Raw genomic sequence first — 16118 nt, forward strand, 5'->3', positions numbered from 1 at the left:
AGAGCTGAAAAGTGCCGCCTCCGGGTCCCGGCCGGCCCCGGGACCCGGAGGCGGCGCACCGGGGCCACGCCGCCCTCGGCGAGAATCGGAAGAGCGGACGGTGCGGCGAGAGGCGGATTCAGATGCAGGTAGAGGCGCAGGCACAGGGCCGGAACCACCCGGTCCGGCAGGATCCGGAACCGCGAAGGGGTCGGCCGCGCAGCGCGGCGGCCGAGCGGGCGATCCTGGACGCCGTCGTCCGACTGCTGGAGGCGGGTGAGCCCCTCGCCGGCGTGTCGATCGAGCGGATCGCCCGGACCGCCGGGGTCGGCAAGGCAACCATCTACCGGCGCTGGAGCGGCAAGGAGGAGCTCTTCGTCGACGTCCTGCGCGACATCGAACCCCCCGAACCCACCGTCTCCGGCACCGCCGGCCTCGACGACCTGCGGCTGCTGCTGGACTCCCTGCGCAGACGCGGTCTCGCCCAGCGCTCCTCCGTCCTGCTCCACAACGTCTTCGCGCAGATGAAGAGCCACCCCAAGCTGTGGTCCGAATACCAGTGCACCGTCATGGCGCCCCGCCGCGCCGCCATGCTGGCCGCCGTGCGGCGGGCGGTCGACGCGGGCGAGCTGCGCGGGGACCTGGACGTGGAGCTGATGAACGACCTGTTCCTGGGGCCCATGCTCGTCCGTACCATCCACCGGCCCGACGCTCCGCTGCCCGAGGACCTCGCCGACCGCATCATCCGGACCCTGACCGAGGGCCTCGCCGCCCGGACGGGTTCCGCCCCGGCCGCCGACGGCTGACGCGCCCGGGGCCCGCGCGAGTGTGATCGTTCTGTCACAAGCCCCCGCACACCGCTCCTGTCAGGAACCCTTTGGGCCCCGCCCTTCGTCCTCGTGGCAGTACAGCCGTCGTGGACGGCAGGAAACACGCCGCCCATCACCTAGGGTCGAGGGCGCGGCGATACGCACGGCAAGGCAGTGAGGACAGCGCGATGGTGCAGGCGTACGGAGCGGACACCGGGAACGACCGTACGGGGCCGCAGCGCACCGGGTCCGGATCCCGTTTCCGGGACCTGCGCGACAAGTGGACCCGCGACCCGGGCATCTGGCGGCGCGGAATCGTGCTCGCCCTCTGCGCGGTTCTCCTCACCCTGGTGATGGCCTTCCACGCGAAGATCCCGAACACCATCGGCAACCTGGGCAGCCTCTCCGAGACGTTCCTGCCGTGGATCGGCGCGTTCGTCCCGCTGCTGCTGATCCTGGGTCTGGTACGCCGCTCGGCGACCGCGCTGATCGCCCTGCTGCTGCCGATCGTGGTCTGGTTCAACGTCTTCGGCGGGCTGCTCACCGACAAGTCGGGCAGCGGCGGCGACCTCACCGTGGCCACGCACAATGTCAACGCCGACAACCCCGACCCGGCGGGTACCGCCCGGCAGGTCGCGGGTTCCGGCGCCGACATCATCGCCCTGGAGGAGCTGCCGACGCGCCAGGTGTCGAAGTACGAGGCGGCGCTCGCCGAACGCTTCCCGTACCACTCCGTGCAGGGGACCGTCGGCCTGTGGAGCAAGTACCCGATGAGCGACACCCGGCCGGTCGACATCAAGATGGGCTGGACCCGGGCGATGCGCTCCACGGTGAAGACGCCCCGGGGCGAGGTGGCCGTCTATGTGGCCCATCTGCCGTCCGTACGGGTCAAGCTGCACGCCGGATTCACGGCCAACCAGCGCGACGACAGCGCGGACGCCCTGGGCGAGGCCATCGCCGACGAACGGCTCGGCAAGGTGATCCTGCTCGGTGACCTCAACGGCACGATGAACGACCGCTCGCTCAACGCGGTCACCTCGCAGCTGAGGTCCACCCAGGGCGCGGCCGGCAACGGCTTCGGCTTCAGCTGGCCGGCGTCGTTCCCGATGGCGCGGATCGACCAGATCCTGGTGAAGGACATCGAACCGGTGTCGTCGTGGACGCTCCCGTCGACGGGCAGCGACCATCTCCCGATCGCCGCACGCCTGAAGCTGTGACAGGTACGAGGTAGGCCCGCCGCCACCCGGCCCGACCCCGGCCCGTGCGGCGCTGGGCGGCGCCGCGATCGCGGCGGGCCGGGGCTGGACGTCCCTGGCCCTGGTCGGCGCGGGCCTGGCGGTCGCGGCCGTGGCCGGCCTGCTGGACCGGGACCGTCCCCGTCGCGGATCGTCGCGAGCGCCGACGCGGAGGCACGAACCGTACGGAGCGAGGTCCGGGCGGACGCGCGCTGAGGTGCGGGCCGGGTCGGGCCCGGCTGGTCCCCGGAGGGCGAGCCCGGCACGGGGCGTCCGGTGACCGAGGACAGGCCGGCCACCGGACGGCCCGGTACCGCACGGCTCAGCCCGACTCGCGCCACCGGTTCGTGATCGGCAGCCGCCGGTCCTTGCCGAAGCCCTTCGGGGAGATCTTCGTGCCCGGCGGGTACTGCCGCCGCTTGTACTCCGCCGTGTCCACCATCCGCAGCGTCCTCGTCACCAGGGCCTCGTCGAACCCGGCCGCGACGATCTCGTCCAGACCCTGGTCCCGGTCGACGTACAGCTCCAGGATCCGGTCCAGTACCTCGTAGTCGGGCAGCGAGTCCGTGTCGACCTGGCCCGGCCGCAGTTCGGCGCTGGGCGGCTTGGTGATGGACGCCTCCGGGATCGGCGGGGTCTGCCCGCGCTCCTCGGCGGCCCGGTTGCGCCACTTCGCCAGGCGGAAGATCGACGTCTTGTAGACGTCCTTGATCGGGCCGTACGCCCCGACCGCGTCCCCGTACAGCGTCGAGTAGCCGACAGCCAGCTCGGACTTGTTGCCCGGCGCGAGGACGATCTGGCCCTCCTGGTTGGAGACGGCCATCAGCGTCGTACCGCGCAGCCGTGCCTGGAGGTTCTCCTCGGCGAGACCGGTGAGCCCCAGCGAGCCCATGTACGCGTCGAACATCGGCTCGATCGGTACGGTGCGGAAGTTCAGCCCGGTACGGCGGGCCAGCTCGGCCGCGTCGCCCTTGGAGTGGTCCGAGGAGTACTTCGACGGCATCGAGATGCCGTACACGTTCTGCGCGCCCAGCGCGTCGCAGGCGATGGCCGCGACCAGCGCCGAGTCGATCCCGCCGGAGAGCCCGATCAGCACACTGCTGAAGCCGTTCTTGGCGGCGTACGCGCGCAGGCCCACGACCAGCGCGGAGTACAGCTCCTCGTCGTCGTCGAGCCGCTCCGCGTATCCGCCGGCGAGCTCGGGCTCGTACGCCGCGAGGGGCTCCTCGGAGAGCACCACGCGATCGATCCGCAGCCCGTCGTTCACCACGCCCGACGGCGTCTCGGCCTCGGCGGCCGGCAGGTCCAGATCAAGCACGACGCAGCCCTCGGCGAACTGCGGGGCACGGGCGATCACTTCGCCGTCGCGGTCGACGACGATCGAGTCACCGTCGAAGACCAGTTCGTCCTGGCCGCCGATCATCGCCAGATACGCGGTGGTGCAGCCGGCCTCCTGGGCCCGCTTGCGGACCAGCTCCAGCCGGGTGTCGTCCTTGTCCCGCTCGTACGGCGAGGCGTTGATCGACAGCAGCAGCCCGGCGCCCGCGGCCCGCGCGGCCGGCACCCGGCCGCCGTCCTGCCAGAGGTCCTCGCAGATCGCGAGCGCCACATCGACGCCATGGACCCGCACCACCGGCATCGAGTCCCCCGGCACGAAGTACCGGAACTCGTCGAAGACGCCGTAGTTGGGGAGGTGGTGCTTGGCGAAGGTCAGCGCGACCTGTCCGCGGTGCAGCACCGCGGCGGCGTTCTGCGGGGCGCCGGCCGGCTGGCCGTAGCGCGGCTGGGCCGTTTCGGAACGGTCGAGGTAACCGACGACGACCGGCAGCTCCCCGAAGCCCTCCGCTTCGAGACGGGCGGCGAGCGCGCGCAGGGCCTGACGCGAGGCATCGACGAAGGACGACCGCAGGGCCAGGTCCTCGACGGGGTAGCCGGTCAGCATCATCTCGGGGAACGCCACCAGGTGGGCGCCCTGCTCGGCGGAGTGCCGGGTCCAGTGGACGATCGCCTCGGCGTTGCCGGAGAGATCACCGACGGTCGAGTCGATCTGATTCAGTGCGAGGCGTAGTTGAGGCACGCGCACCAGTGTAATCGTCTGACTGACGCGATGTCCTCGCGGGCCGCGCGCCCGCTGGGTGGCCCGCCGGGAGCGGGTCAGCGGCGGTAGCCGACGACCGTCATCATGCCCACGTCCGAGTGGTAGATGTTGTGGCAGTGGAGCATCCACAGGCCCGGGTTGTCCGCGTCGAACTCGATGGCCAGCGAGCTGTGCGGGCGGACGATCGCGGTGTCCTTGCGCGCCCAGGTGGCCGCGCGCCGGTGAGAGGCCCGGTGCTGCGGTCCGGCCGCTCCCACCACGCCGAACGAGTGCCCGTGCAGATGGACGGGGTGCCACATCGTCGTGACGTTGTAGAACTCCAGCCTGACCCGCTCGCCCGCCTTGACCGGATGGCGTCGCCGGGGGTTGTACGGCTCGCGGTCGAAGGCCCAGTCGTACGCCTTCATGCTGCCGGTCAGTTTGAACCGGATGGTGCGGTCGGGCTCGCGGACGGACAGCGCCACGGACCCGTCCGGCGACAGTTCGCCCGCCTCGACCAGCTTTCCGTCCAGTTCCCTCGGCCGCACGGAGGCGGAGGGTGCCGTGCCCTTTCCGGTACGGAGCAGGGCCAGCGCCGACGCCCGCTTGCCCTCGGCCAGCGCGGTCAGCGGGAACACCCCGTCCCCGGCGGTGACCATCACGTCGTACCGCTCGCCCATGCCCAGCAGCAGGGCGTCCGTCGTGGTGTGCCGGACCGGGTAGCCGTCGGTGTGGGTGATCGTCATGCGGTGACCGCCGAGCGCCACGCGGAACGCGGTGTCGCCGCCCGCGTTGATGATGCGCAGCCGGATGCGGTCACCGGGCTTGGCGGAGAAGGAGGAGGGCGACTTCGCGATGCGGCCGTTGATCAGGTAGTACGGGTACGCGACATTGCCCCCGTGGCTGTCGAGCAGTCTGCTGAAGGAGTCCGTCATGATTCGCGAGGGGCCAAAGCGGCGCTTGGCGGACTTGGGGGACCCACCGTGTCCGCTGTCCCCCGCGCCGCCCTTGTCGTCCATGTCGCCCTGCTGGTCCATGTCGCCGTGGTCCGAGCCGTCCTGGTCCATGTCGCCGTGGTCCATGCCGTCCTGGTCCGAGCCGCCGTGGTCCATGCCGCCCCTGCCCCGGCTCAGCTCGTCGAGCACCGAGTCGGGCGTGGAGCCGTCCACCCCGTCGACCCAGTCGTCGAGGACGACGACCCACTCCTTGTCGTACTTGAGGGGCTCCTTCGGATCGTCGACGATCAGTGGCGCGTAGAGCCCGCGGTCCTGCTGCACACCCGTGTGCGGGTGGAACCAGTACGTCCCCGGGTGCGGCACCTTGAAGCGGTACGCGAATTCCGCGCCCGGCTTGATCGCCTTCTGGGTCAGGTCGGGGACGCCGTCCATGTCGTTGCGCACGTTGAGGCCGTGCCAGTGCAGGGTGGTCTCGGCCGGAAGGTGGTTGGCGAGGGTGAGCGTCACGTTGTCGCCCACCGCGAACCGGAGTTCCCGGCCGGGCAGCCGGGCCTCGTAGGCCCAGGAGCCGACGACGAGCCCGCCGCCCAGATCGAGACGGGACGGGGTGGCGGTGAGGTCGATCTTCCGTGAGGGACCGGAGGGCCGCTTCGCCTCGGCCGCGGCGACCTCCTCCCCGTCGGGGGAGACGTACTCGCCCGTGGACCTCCTCCGGGGGGAGGTTCCGTGGTTCACGCTGCCGCGGGCCGTGCCGTCGGCGTCGGCGCCGCCGGCCTTCGTGCCGCTGCGGCCCGTCTCGGATTCGCCGGAACAAGCGGCCAGGACCGTCGTACCGGCAGTGGCGACAGCGGCGCCGAGCACGGCGCGCCGGGTGGGTGGAGTGCGCATGACGGAGAGCACCTCGGGGTGTTGTCGGTGGACGGCCTGCTGGGGGAGGGGCGGCGCCCCTTCCGTATCCGCAGCACCGACAACGGGACACGACGCGTCCGGCCCGGCCGGGCGTCCGGCCCGGGAACCGGCGACACTCGCGCCGTGCCGCCCCCGACGAGGTGGGCGACCTCGATGGGCAGCGCGACGGACGGAGACAACTGTCCGTATGTCGCACATCTACTCAGTGTCATGTCAGGCACCCTACCCCTGCTGGGTATGCACCGCGCGGGGAGATGTGCCGACGGAGTGCTGAAACGTATCTCCTCAGTGTTGAGGGGCCCGGCGGGGCGCACAGCACGGCGACCCGGTACCTCTCGCGCACGAGGGGTACCGGGCCATTGAGCGGTGCGTTCGCGGAACCGTCAGCCGCGGGCGTAGACCTTCTCCGCCCAGGCGGCGATCTGTTCCTCGGAGAGGTGCTGCGCCAGATCCGCCTCGCTGATCATGCCGATCAGCTTCTTGTTCTCGACCACCGGAAGCCGGCGGATCCGATGGGTCTGCATCTCCTCGAGAACCTTCTCCACGTTCGCCCCCGCATCGATCCAGCGCGGGGTGCCGTGGGCGAGGTCGCCCGCGGTCATCCTCGACGGATCGTGTCCCATCGCCACACAGCCGACCACGATGTCGCGGTCCGTGAGGATGCCGATCATCCGGTCCTTCTCGCCGTGGGCCGAGATGGGCAGCGCGCCCACCTTGTGGTCGCGCATCAGCTGTGCGGCGCGGTCGAGCGTCTCGTGCGCGGGGATCCATGTGGCCCCGGTGTGCATGATGTCCTTGGCGGTGGTCATGAGGGATTCCTCCTGCGTGCCGTCGGGCATGCTGTACGACCCCGAGTCAACTCATCGTCATCGGCCCGTTCGGCGGACGCGACCGCTATCACCCGTTCGGGTGCATCTGCGGCCCGGAGGGAATGCTTCAGGACCGGGGCTTCGCCCCTCGTGCCGCCAGCATCCGCGTCATCGTGTCCAGCTCGGACTGCTGGGCGTCGGCCATCCCCTGGGCCAGGCGCTTCTCCACCTTCACCGTGCACAGCCGGGCGCAGCCGCGAGCCATGTCGATGCCGCCCTTGTGGTGGTCGGTCATCAGCTGGAGATACAGGACCTCGGCACTCCTGCCGCTCGCCCTGCGGAGACGGTCCAGCTCGGTCCTGGTGGCCATGCCGGGCATGAGGGAGCCGTCGTGCGCGCGGTACCCGGTCCCCGTGCTCTCCATCCCCGCCATGCCGTCCATGCCGTCCATGCCGTGTCCCTCGTGCCCGCCGGCCGCCATCCAGGCCATCGGCTCCTGCCCGGCGGCCGCCTTCGGCAGCTCCCACAGGTCCAGCCAGCCGAGCAGCATGCCCCGCTGGTTGGCCTGCGTATTGGCGATGTCGTACGCGAGGCGGCGCACCTCCTCGTCACGCGTGCGGTCACGCACGATGAAGGACATCTCCACGGCCTGCTGATGGTGGACCGCCATGTCGCGGGCGAAACCGGCGTCCGCCGAGTCCACCGCGGGCGTGCGCGGGGCGGGGGCGGCGGCATGGCCCGCACCGTCGTCCCGCGCGGAGGCGACCGTCGCCACCCCCGCGAACAACAGCGCGAGCCCGACGGTGGAGCCCGCCACCCACTCGACGCGCCGGCCACGCCGTACAGCGGTCACCGGGCCCCCAGCCCGCCCGTGCACGCCGCGCCGGGCTCGGGGGTCTGCGGCCCCTGCACGAACGCGGCGAAGAACTGGCCGACCCGCGGGTCGTCGGCGCCGTCCACCGTGACCTGATTGCCCCAGGCACTCAGCATGATCGTCCCGGCCTGGTCCTTGTACGGGCTCATCAGCGAGTACGGCGTCCGGCCGACCCGCTCGGCGAGCTTCGCCACATCGGCGTCGGAGGCCTTGTCGGTGTACGTCACCCACACCGAGCCGTGCTCCAGCGAGTGCACGGCGTTCACGTCGGGGATCGCCTTCCGGTAGACCTCGCCGTCGCAGTTCATCCATACGGGGTTGTGGTCACCGCCGACCGGGGGCTTCATCGGGTACGTGACGGGCGTCGTGACGTGGTTGCGGGTCAGCTTCTTGGCGTCCCACGTCTTCAGGCCCTCGATCGGCCCGTCGGCCGGCTTCTCCCGATCCGTCGAGGGCGCCTTGGCGTCCTCGGCCCCGACGTCCCGCTTCTTCTCCGACGCCTCGGACTTGTCCAGCACCATGTACGAGCCGAAGCCGACCAGCCCCACGACGACGAGGACGCTCAGGCTTATGGCCAGGACACGGTTGCGGCGCTCGCGGGCGCGGTCGGCGTTGCGCATCTGCTCCATACGGGGCCTGCGGTCGAAGCTCATGGCGTCGGGTCCTTCTGCGAAGGGGCGGGAAGTGACAGGAATCGGTCGGGAGAACCGGCGTGCACCGGGCGGTCGCGGAGCCGCTCCACCCCGTGCGCACCATGGGCGCCGATCGTAGTGGGTGGCCGGGTGCTCCCTCTCACGTCGTGTGCGTAATCTGGGTGAAATCCCGGGTCGTGACACTGGAGCCCCTCCCCTACCCCGGGTGGTGGTGCACGGACCGTCTGAACTGCAAGGATGTGGCTATGGACAAGCAGCAGGAATTCGTCCTCAGAACGCTTGAGGAGCGCGACATCCGCTTCGTACGGCTGTGGTTCACCGATGTCCTCGGCTACCTCAAATCCGTTGCCGTGGCCCCCGCCGAACTGGAACAGGCGTTTGACGAGGGCATCGGCTTCGACGGCTCGGCCATCGAGGGCTTCGCCCGGGTGTACGAGTCCGACATGATCGCCAAGCCGGATCCGGGGACGTTCCAGATCCTGCCGTGGCGCGCGGAAGCCCCCGGCACGGCCCGGATGTTCTGCGACATCCTGATGCCCGACGGCTCGCCGTCCTTCGCCGACCCCCGCTACGTCCTCAAGCGCATCCTCGCCAAGACCTCCGACCTGGGCTTCACCTTCTACACCCACCCGGAGATCGAGTTCTTCCTGCTGAAGGACAAGCCGGTGGACGGCAGCCGCCCCACTCCCGCCGACAGCTCCGGCTACTTCGACCACACCCCGCAGAACGTCGGCATGGACTTCCGCCGCCAGGCGATCACCATGCTCGAATCCATGGGCATCTCGGTCGAGTTCAGCCACCACGAGGGCGCCCCCGGCCAGCAGGAGATCGACCTGCGGTACGCGGACGCGCTCTCCACCGCCGACAACATCATGACCTTCCGCCTGGTGATGAAGCAGGTCGCGCTGGAGCAGGGCGTGCAGGCGACGTTCATGCCGAAGCCGTTCTCCGAGTACCCCGGCTCGGGCATGCACACCCACCTCTCCCTCTTCGAGGGCGACCGCAACGCCTTCTACGAGTCGGGCGCCGAGTACCAGCTGTCCAAGGTCGGCCGCTCCTTCATCGCCGGCCTGCTCACCCACGCCGCGGAGATCTCCGCCGTGACCAACCAGTGGGTCAACTCCTACAAGCGCATCTGGGGCGGCTCCTCCCGCGCCGCGGGCGCCGGCGGCGAGGCCCCCTCGTACATCTGCTGGGGCCACAACAACCGCTCCGCCCTGATCCGCGTCCCCATGTACAAGCCCGGCAAGACCGGTTCGGCGCGCGTCGAGGTCCGCTCCATCGACTCCGGCGCCAACCCCTACCTGACGTACGCGGTGCTGCTCGCCGCGGGCCTCAAGGGCATAGAGGAGGGCTACGAACTCCCGGCCGGTGCCGACGACGACGTCTGGGCGCTGTCCGACGCGGAGCGCCGCGCGATGGGCATCGAGCCCCTGCCGCAGAACCTGGGCGAGGCGATCTCGCTGATGGAGAAGAGCGAACTGGTCGCCGAGACGCTCGGCGAGCATGTCTTCGACTTCTTCCTGCGCAACAAGAAGCAGGAGTGGGAGGAGTACCGCTCCGAGGTCACGGCCTTCGAGCTGAAGGCGCTGCTGCCGGTGCTGTAGGCGCAGGCCGGCGCCGTGCGCGTCGTGATGGGCCTGGACCTCGGCCTCCGGCCCGGCCTCGTCCGCGGTGCGGAACCGGAACCCGTCCGGCAGCACCGGCTGTTCCACGTCGGTGAGGTCCCGCTCGTTGAGCTGGGTCCATGACCCGGCGTCGCCGAGCGAGGCCGGGTCGGTCTCATAGCAGTGCGCCGCCCATCGCTTCAGGGCGAACTCATCGGCGGCGCTCGGTATCACCCTGCGCCCGATGTCCGCCGCCGCACCGTCGCCCCCGGGTCCAGGCCAGCTCGCCGAACGTCGCGTCGCTGTTCACCAGGTCCGGGCGGGTGGCGGTGACACGCGGCGCCAGTCCCTGCATGAGCCGTACGTCCGCGGCGGTCACAGGCTCGGAGTCCGCCTTGGCGCGCCACCGTGCCAGGATCCCGCAAAACCGTTGAACCGTTTTCCGGGGCAACCGGCAACCGGCAGCACGACGCGCGAAGCACATCGTCGTGGCGGTGGAGCCGGGGAGGCCGGGGACGGTACGCAGCCGATGGCGATCGGATGTCGGACCGTATCGCGGAACGGTGTGCTCCTCGTCGGACGGGGGAACACCATGGTTCCGGATTACCGCGTGATACAGGGGGGTGCTCGTGGAGACCGATCTCGCTGCTGTGGCTGTGGGGGTGCTGGCCGCGACGTTGACGGGGACGGCGACCAACCTCGGGCAGGAGGCCGCGTCCGCGTTGGTACGGGCCGTGAGGGAGCGTCTGGGGGCGACATCGCGGGGCCGGGCGGCTCTGGCCGGGTTGGACGCCGTGCCGGGCGACGCCGGCGCGCGGCGGGAAGCGGAGGCGGTGCTCCGGGAAGAGGTCCGGGAGGACCCGGGTCTCCGGAGCACTCTGGAGACGCATCTGAACACGTCGGTGAGTCATACGACCGGCAGCGTCGTCATCAACGGCGGAAAGCTGCGCGGCAATCAGATCTCGCTCGGGCCGATCACCGTCAACAAGCCGAATACGACAGGTGGGATGCTCGCCCTGGCGGCCGCTCTTCTGGTCGCCGTCGCTCTCCTCGTCTACGGCGGGGTGCGGTTCGTCGTCGACGGCTCACCGGAGAGCGGCGAGGGCGAAACCGTCAAGGCGCGGGCGCTGAGCGTGGCCGAGACCGAGCAGATGATGCCCGGTCTGACGGACCTGCCGGGAACGTGGGCGACCTCCATAGCGCCGGGCGCGAGCGGTGAAGGGAAGTGCCACGAGGGCGGGGCGGAGTACGAGGGGGCGAACGGCTCCGGCCCGAATGATCTGAAGGTGCGGTTCCTGACCTATGCCTGCCCGGACACCACGCTCGCGGCCGAGGGGTACACCGGCCGCGTGAGGTTGCGGCAGAACCCGGGGAGCGGGAAGGAGTACCCGTTCCCGGCACGGAAGTTCGGCGACGAGAGCACGACGACCACGTACCAGGTCGAGGACGAGTACCTGGCAGACCCCACTCAGGTGGGTCAGCACCTGATGTCGAGGGCGCGCGTCGGGACCGTCGTCATCGAGATGCACTACGGGCCGATCCGCGACGAGGCAGGCTCCGAGCGCCAGGCGGAGCAGCTCATGCGGATCATGTGTGACCGTGCGCGTGAGGCCCAGAAACGCGGTTGACGGGCCGAGGCACACGGTCCGGGAACCATAGCCGCTTCGGTGTGGCCGGATCAGGACGCTGCCGGTACGTCGGGCACGGAGCCCTGCCCCCACCTCCCGGCCGACCCGGGTCGACGGCGGCGGCGCCCTGCTCTCCGGTCCCGGCCCTGCTCTCCGGACCCGGCCCCGTTCTCCGGACCCGCCCCGCTCTCCGGACACCGTTTCCCGGATTCGTCCCGTTCTCCGGACCCGCCCCGCCCGGCTTCCCCCGCGCCGGGAATCGCAGAGCGGAGGGCCGGTGCCGGCGGTGGTTTCCAGCGGTCGGCGCCGCCCTCCGCCGCACCCCTCGTCAGTCGAACCGGCAGCCCATCTCGTCCAGGATCTCGTCGATCACCTCGGCGGGCTCCCGGGCCAGGTCCTCCTCGATCCACATGCGCATGGCGATCCGCAGCGAGGACAGGAACGCCGCAGCCAGGACCGGGGGGCGGACCGCCTTCTCCGTCGGGCCCCGGCGCACCGCCATGGCATCGGCCAAGTCCCTTTCCAGCGCCGCGTGGTTGGCCAGTTGCCGGGCGAGCAGCGAGGGGTGCCGCATCGCCAGCCTGGTCCGCAGGGCCCACTCGCGCTCCGGCGGTGCGACCCGTTCGGCGAACTGTGTCATGGCCGCCCGCAGTGCGGTCCAGGCGCTCTCCTCGGCGGGGCGGTCGCGCACGGTCCGGACGAGGGCCCTGATCTGCTGCTCCTCGCCGTACAGGAGGGCGTCCTCCTTGCCCATGAAGTAGTTGGAGAACGTTCTGCGGGAGATTCCGGCCGCGTCCGCGACGGCCTCCACCGTGACGTGGTCGAAGCCGTGCTCGACGGTCAGCCGCAGCGTCGCCTCGTGCACGGCCTGCCTCGTGGCTTCCTTCTTGCGTTCCCGCAGTCCCACAGAGCTCTCCATGGGTTCAGTATCGCCCCGGCGGGCATAATTGCCCAGTGAGCAAAATTGCCCAGTGGGCATGTATGGTGAAGTCTTTCCCGCCCCCTGTTCGAACCTTCCGGAGGTTGCGCGTGAGCGCACAAACGGCCGCGCCGACCGAAGTCGCGCCAATGGATCACCGTCATGTACTGAGGGCGCTGAGCGGGCTGCTGATCGTGCTGTTCGTGGCCATGATCAGCAGCACGGTGGTCTCGGTGGCGCTGCCGAAGATCATCGGCTCGCTGAACGGCACCCAGTCGCAGTACACCTGGGTCGTCACCGCGACCCTGCTGGCCTCCACGGCCTCCACCCCGATCTGGGGCAAGCTCGCCGATCTGTTCAGCAAGAAGCTGCTGCTCCAGATATCCATCGGCATCTTCGTTCTCGCGTCGATCGCCTGCGGATTCGCCCAGTCCACCGGGCAGTTGATCGCCTTCCGCGCCGTGCAGGGACTCGGCATGGGCGCGCTCCAGGTGCTCGTCCAGGTGATCATCGCCGCGATGATCAGTCCCAAGGAACGCGGCCGCTACAACGGCTACCTGGGCGGCGTCATGGCCGTCGCCACCGTCGGCGGACCGCTCCTGGGCGGCTTCATCACCGACACCTCGTGGCTCGGCTGGCGCTGGTGCTTCTTCATCGCCGTACCGTTCACGCTGATCGCCTTCGTGATGCTCACCCGCACCCTGCATCTCACCGAGGTGCGCCGCCCGGAGGCGAAGGTCGACTACCTGGGTGCCTCGCTCATCGCCGGCGGCGTCAGCCTGCTGCTGCTCTGGGTCACCTTCGTCGGCAACGACTTCGACTGGCTGTCCTGGCAGACCGTCGTCATGGTCGGCGCCAGTGCCCTGATCCTGATCGCGGCCGTCGTGGTCGAGAGCCGGGTCAAGGAGCCGGTCGTCCCGCTCCACGTCGTACGCCGCCGCGACCCCGCGCTCGCCATCGTCGCGAGCCTCGCGGTCGGCATGGCGATGTTCGGCGGCGCGGTCTTCCTCGGCCAGTACTTCCAGATCGGCCGCGGCTACTCACCGACCGAGGCCGGACTCCTCACCATTCCGCTGATGCTCGGCGTGCTGGTCTCCTCCACCGTTGCCGGACGCCTGGTCTCCAGGACCGGCAAGGTGAAGCCGTACATCATCACCGGCGTCGTCGTCCTCACCCTGGGCTTCCTGGGCCTGTCCACCATCGACCACGAGACCTCACTGGTCCTTGTCTCGATCGGCATGCTCGCGGTCGGCATCGGTGTCGGCATGTCGATGCAGAACCTGGTCCTGGTGCTGCAGAACACCGTCCCGCTCGGCGAACTCGGCGCGGCCAGTGGCGCGATCACCTTCTTCCGCTCGCTCGGCGGCACGATCGGAGTCTCGGTGCTGGGGGCGGTGCTCGCCAACCAGGTCGCCACGAAGATCACCCACGGCCTGGCGAAGCTCGGCGTCGACCCGGCGGTCTCGTCCTCGGGCGGCGGCTCCACGCTGAACATGGATGCGATGCCGCCGCAGATCCAGGAGGTGGTGCGTGCCGCGTACGGTGACGCGACCGGCACCATCTTCCTGATCTCGGCGGGCATCGCGGTGATCGGTGTGATCGCCGCGCTGTTCCTGACGCCGACGAAGCTGCGCGACAGCGTCGACCTGTAGCAGGTCCCCACTGATTTGTGGTTGATCCGCAGCTGATCTGCGTGGACCCGTGGCCGGTTTTGCCCGGCCGGTTCTCGTACCGTGCCCCGCGTCCTGACGGCGCGGGGCACAGCCATGTGCGCCGCACACGCCAAGGACGAGCCCGGGACGGCCGCTTCGTGCGAGGTGACCTCCAACGGCGCCGCGGCTGAGGTAGTGTGACCCATCCCGAACACGGGACCGACCAAGGAGGTGAGCCCCATTACCGCTGTATCAGGCTGGGTGCTCATCCCGCACGATCGCACGGTCGACGCGACATAATCGACCGCGGAGCGCCCATCGGCTTCCCGAAAGGCTGCGCTTCATGTCGGTTTCCGCTTCACCGCTCACCGTTTCCTCCATCGTCACCACTCTCCGCGCCGCCGGCTGCGTATTCGCCGAGGACGAGGCGGAGTTGATCGTCTCCACGGCCGCCGACGCCGCCGGACTCGCGGCCATGGTCGAACGGAGGGTCGCCGGTCTTCCCCTGGAACACGTCCTCGGCTGGGCCGAGTTCGGTGGCCTGCGGATCGCCGTGGACCCCGGCGTCTTCGTACCCCGCCGCCGCACCGAGTTCCTGGTGGGGCAGGCCGTCGCCCTCGCCGGGCCGGGGGCGGTCGTCGTCGACCTCTGCTGCGGCTCCGGAGCCCTCGGCGCCGCGCTCGCCGCGACGCTGGACCGGATCGAACTGCACGCCGCCGATGTCGAACCCGCGGCCGTACGGTGCGCCCGACGCAACGTCGGTGGCGCGGGCCGGGTCTACGAGGGCGACCTCTTCGATCCGCTTCCCGGTTCGTTGCGCGGCCGGGTGGAGATCCTGCTCGCCAATGTGCCGTACGTACCGACGGACGATGTCGAACTGCTTCCGCCGGAGGCCCGTATCCATGAGCCGCGCGTCGCACTCGACGGGGGCGCGGACGGCCTCGACGTCCTGCGGCGGGTCACCGCCGAGGCGCCGCGGTGGCTGGCGCCGGGCGGGCATCTGCTGGTCGAGACGAGCGAGCGGCAGGCGGCACGGGCCGAGGAGACCGTCGCCCGCAGCGGTCTGATCCCGCGTGTGGTCACCTCCGACGAGCTGTACGCCACCGTCGTCATCGCGACCCGGCCGGGCTCCGTCGACCCTTCCGGCCCTTCGGCCCCTTCCGGTGGCTGAGAGCGCACCGCCCGACGCCCGCGACGGGAGGCCCGGGAGGACACGGGTGTCGACATGAGGCCCCGGTTGTTCAGGCGAACCGCCACCGCGTCTGGCTGAACAGGGCGCCCTTGCCGAAGCCGAAGACCGTACGCGGCGACACCTCGAACACCAGCGCCTCGTGGCCCGCGTGCCGGAACGTGCCGTCCTGGACGTCGAAGTGCCACTGCGGGCCGTACTTCGACTCCCAGGCCGTGGCCAGCCCGTTCAGCCGGTCCTCGTCCGTCACCCGCTCCGCCCGGCCCTCGACCACCACGTCGACCCCCTCCGAAAGGGTGTTGTCACCGGTCGTCAGCACCACCTCCGGGTTGGCGGCCAGATTCAGGCCCTTGCGTTCCGACGCCCCCGTGCTGAAGTACAGCGCGCCCTGTGACCACACCCCGATGAGCGGGGTGACATGCGGGCGGCCGTCCGGCCGGACCGTGCTCAGCCAGTAGATCTCCGCCCTGGTCAGCAGTGACTCCGCCGCCGGCCACGAGCCCGCTGTCGCCCCCTCGGCGCTGTAGCGGGCATCCAGCTCGGCGACGGGTTCGAATGTGGACATGCGGGCCTCCGGTCGGGTTCTTGAAGCATTCTGTCTGCGAAGTGTGGACCGTGCACCTGCTCCGGATTCATCGGCGCGGGACAAAAGACTGTCCTGTAATCCCTGCTGGCCGGCGCGCGGCGTCGGATGCGGTGCCTCGCAAGGCGGAGGGGCATCCGCATACCGGATGTATTCGGATGGTCCGACAATGGGGCGAGGTGCCGTAGCTGTCGTCGTGCGCCCGCCAAGGATCACGGGACAGCCCTTAGGCTCGGAAT

At 70.3% G+C, this 16118-nt stretch carries 14 protein-coding genes; 6 read left to right on the forward strand and 8 right to left on the reverse strand.

The genetic code is table 11. The features are described 5' to 3' along the window. The first annotated feature begins 122 nt into the window (after positions 1-122). Positions 123-785: a TetR/AcrR family transcriptional regulator gene (locus tag ACF1B9_RS01270; RefSeq protein WP_391741980.1), complete on the forward strand. Its 663-nt coding sequence runs from the start codon at positions 123-125 to the stop codon at positions 783-785. 191 nt (positions 786-976) lie between these two features. Further along, complete coding sequence (locus ACF1B9_RS01275) at positions 977-2005, forward strand: endonuclease/exonuclease/phosphatase family protein (protein WP_391741979.1); 1029 nt, start codon at positions 977-979, stop codon at positions 2003-2005. Between the two features lie 340 nt (positions 2006-2345). Here the strand turns inward: ACF1B9_RS01275 and ACF1B9_RS01280 are convergent, their stop codons facing one another. The 5 genes from ACF1B9_RS01280 to ACF1B9_RS01300 form a co-directional block, all read right to left on the reverse strand. Then, positions 2346-4100 (reverse strand): NAD+ synthase, encoded by a 1755-nt coding sequence (locus ACF1B9_RS01280; RefSeq protein WP_391741978.1) that lies wholly within the window; start codon positions 4098-4100, stop codon positions 2346-2348. A 77-nt stretch (positions 4101-4177) separates the two neighbouring features. Further along, on the reverse strand, positions 4178-5944 hold the full coding sequence (locus ACF1B9_RS01285; protein WP_391741977.1) for a multicopper oxidase family protein: 1767 nt from the start codon (positions 5942-5944) through the stop codon (positions 4178-4180). A 404-nt stretch (positions 5945-6348) separates the two neighbouring features. Beyond that, positions 6349-6774 (reverse strand): CBS domain-containing protein, encoded by a 426-nt coding sequence (locus ACF1B9_RS01290; RefSeq protein WP_391741976.1) that lies wholly within the window; start codon positions 6772-6774, stop codon positions 6349-6351. 127 nt (positions 6775-6901) lie between these two features. After that, entirely contained in the window at positions 6902-7627 is a 726-nt protein-coding gene (locus ACF1B9_RS01295; protein ID WP_391741975.1) for a DUF305 domain-containing protein, read from the reverse strand. Next, positions 7624-8301 carry a DUF3105 domain-containing protein gene (locus tag ACF1B9_RS01300; RefSeq protein WP_391741973.1) on the reverse strand — a complete coding sequence of 226 codons (678 nt, stop codon included), beginning with the start codon at positions 8299-8301 and terminating at the stop codon, positions 7624-7626. The genes ACF1B9_RS01295 and ACF1B9_RS01300 overlap by 4 nt, the downstream gene beginning before the upstream one ends. Positions 8302-8546: 245 nt before the next feature. On the opposite strand from ACF1B9_RS01300, the gene glnA reads away from it, so the two are divergent. Beyond that, a complete protein-coding gene (gene glnA / locus ACF1B9_RS01305; protein WP_093897617.1) occupies positions 8547-9908 on the forward strand; it encodes a type I glutamate--ammonia ligase in 1362 nt (453 codons plus the stop codon). Positions 9909-10119: 211 nt separating this feature from the next. On the opposite strand, the gene ACF1B9_RS01310 is transcribed toward glnA, so the two are convergent. After that, positions 10120-10287 (reverse strand): hypothetical protein, encoded by a 168-nt coding sequence (locus ACF1B9_RS01310; protein ID WP_391795887.1) that lies wholly within the window; start codon positions 10285-10287, stop codon positions 10120-10122. Between the two features lie 250 nt (positions 10288-10537). Here ACF1B9_RS01310 and ACF1B9_RS01315 point away from each other — a divergent pair, with 250 nt between their 5' ends. After that, positions 10538-11536, forward strand: coding sequence for a hypothetical protein (locus tag ACF1B9_RS01315; protein WP_391741972.1), 999 nt, complete (start codon positions 10538-10540; stop codon positions 11534-11536). A gap of 328 nt (positions 11537-11864) precedes the next feature. On the opposite strand, the gene ACF1B9_RS01320 is transcribed toward ACF1B9_RS01315, so the two are convergent. Beyond that, complete coding sequence (locus tag ACF1B9_RS01320) at positions 11865-12455, reverse strand: TetR family transcriptional regulator (protein ID WP_391741970.1); 591 nt, start codon at positions 12453-12455, stop codon at positions 11865-11867. A gap of 149 nt (positions 12456-12604) precedes the next feature. Here ACF1B9_RS01320 and ACF1B9_RS01325 point away from each other — a divergent pair, with 149 nt between their 5' ends. Then, on the forward strand, positions 12605-14107 hold the full coding sequence (locus tag ACF1B9_RS01325; RefSeq protein WP_391742280.1) for an MDR family MFS transporter: 1503 nt from the start codon (positions 12605-12607) through the stop codon (positions 14105-14107). Positions 14108-14450: 343 nt separating this feature from the next. Beyond that, entirely contained in the window at positions 14451-15278 is an 828-nt protein-coding gene (locus tag ACF1B9_RS01330) for a putative protein N(5)-glutamine methyltransferase (RefSeq protein WP_391741969.1), read from the forward strand. A gap of 70 nt (positions 15279-15348) precedes the next feature. Here the strand turns inward: ACF1B9_RS01330 and ACF1B9_RS01335 are convergent, their stop codons facing one another. Continuing rightward, the gene (locus tag ACF1B9_RS01335) at positions 15349-15861 is read right to left on the reverse strand and encodes a pyridoxamine 5'-phosphate oxidase family protein (RefSeq protein ID WP_391741967.1); all 513 of its coding nucleotides are present in this window, start codon (positions 15859-15861) and stop codon (positions 15349-15351) included. Positions 15862-16118: the final 257 nt, after the last annotated feature.

The sequence above is a fragment of the Streptomyces sp. NPDC014727 genome, from assembly GCF_043083485.1.
Classification (GTDB): Bacteria; Actinomycetota; Actinomycetes; order Streptomycetales; family Streptomycetaceae; genus Streptomyces.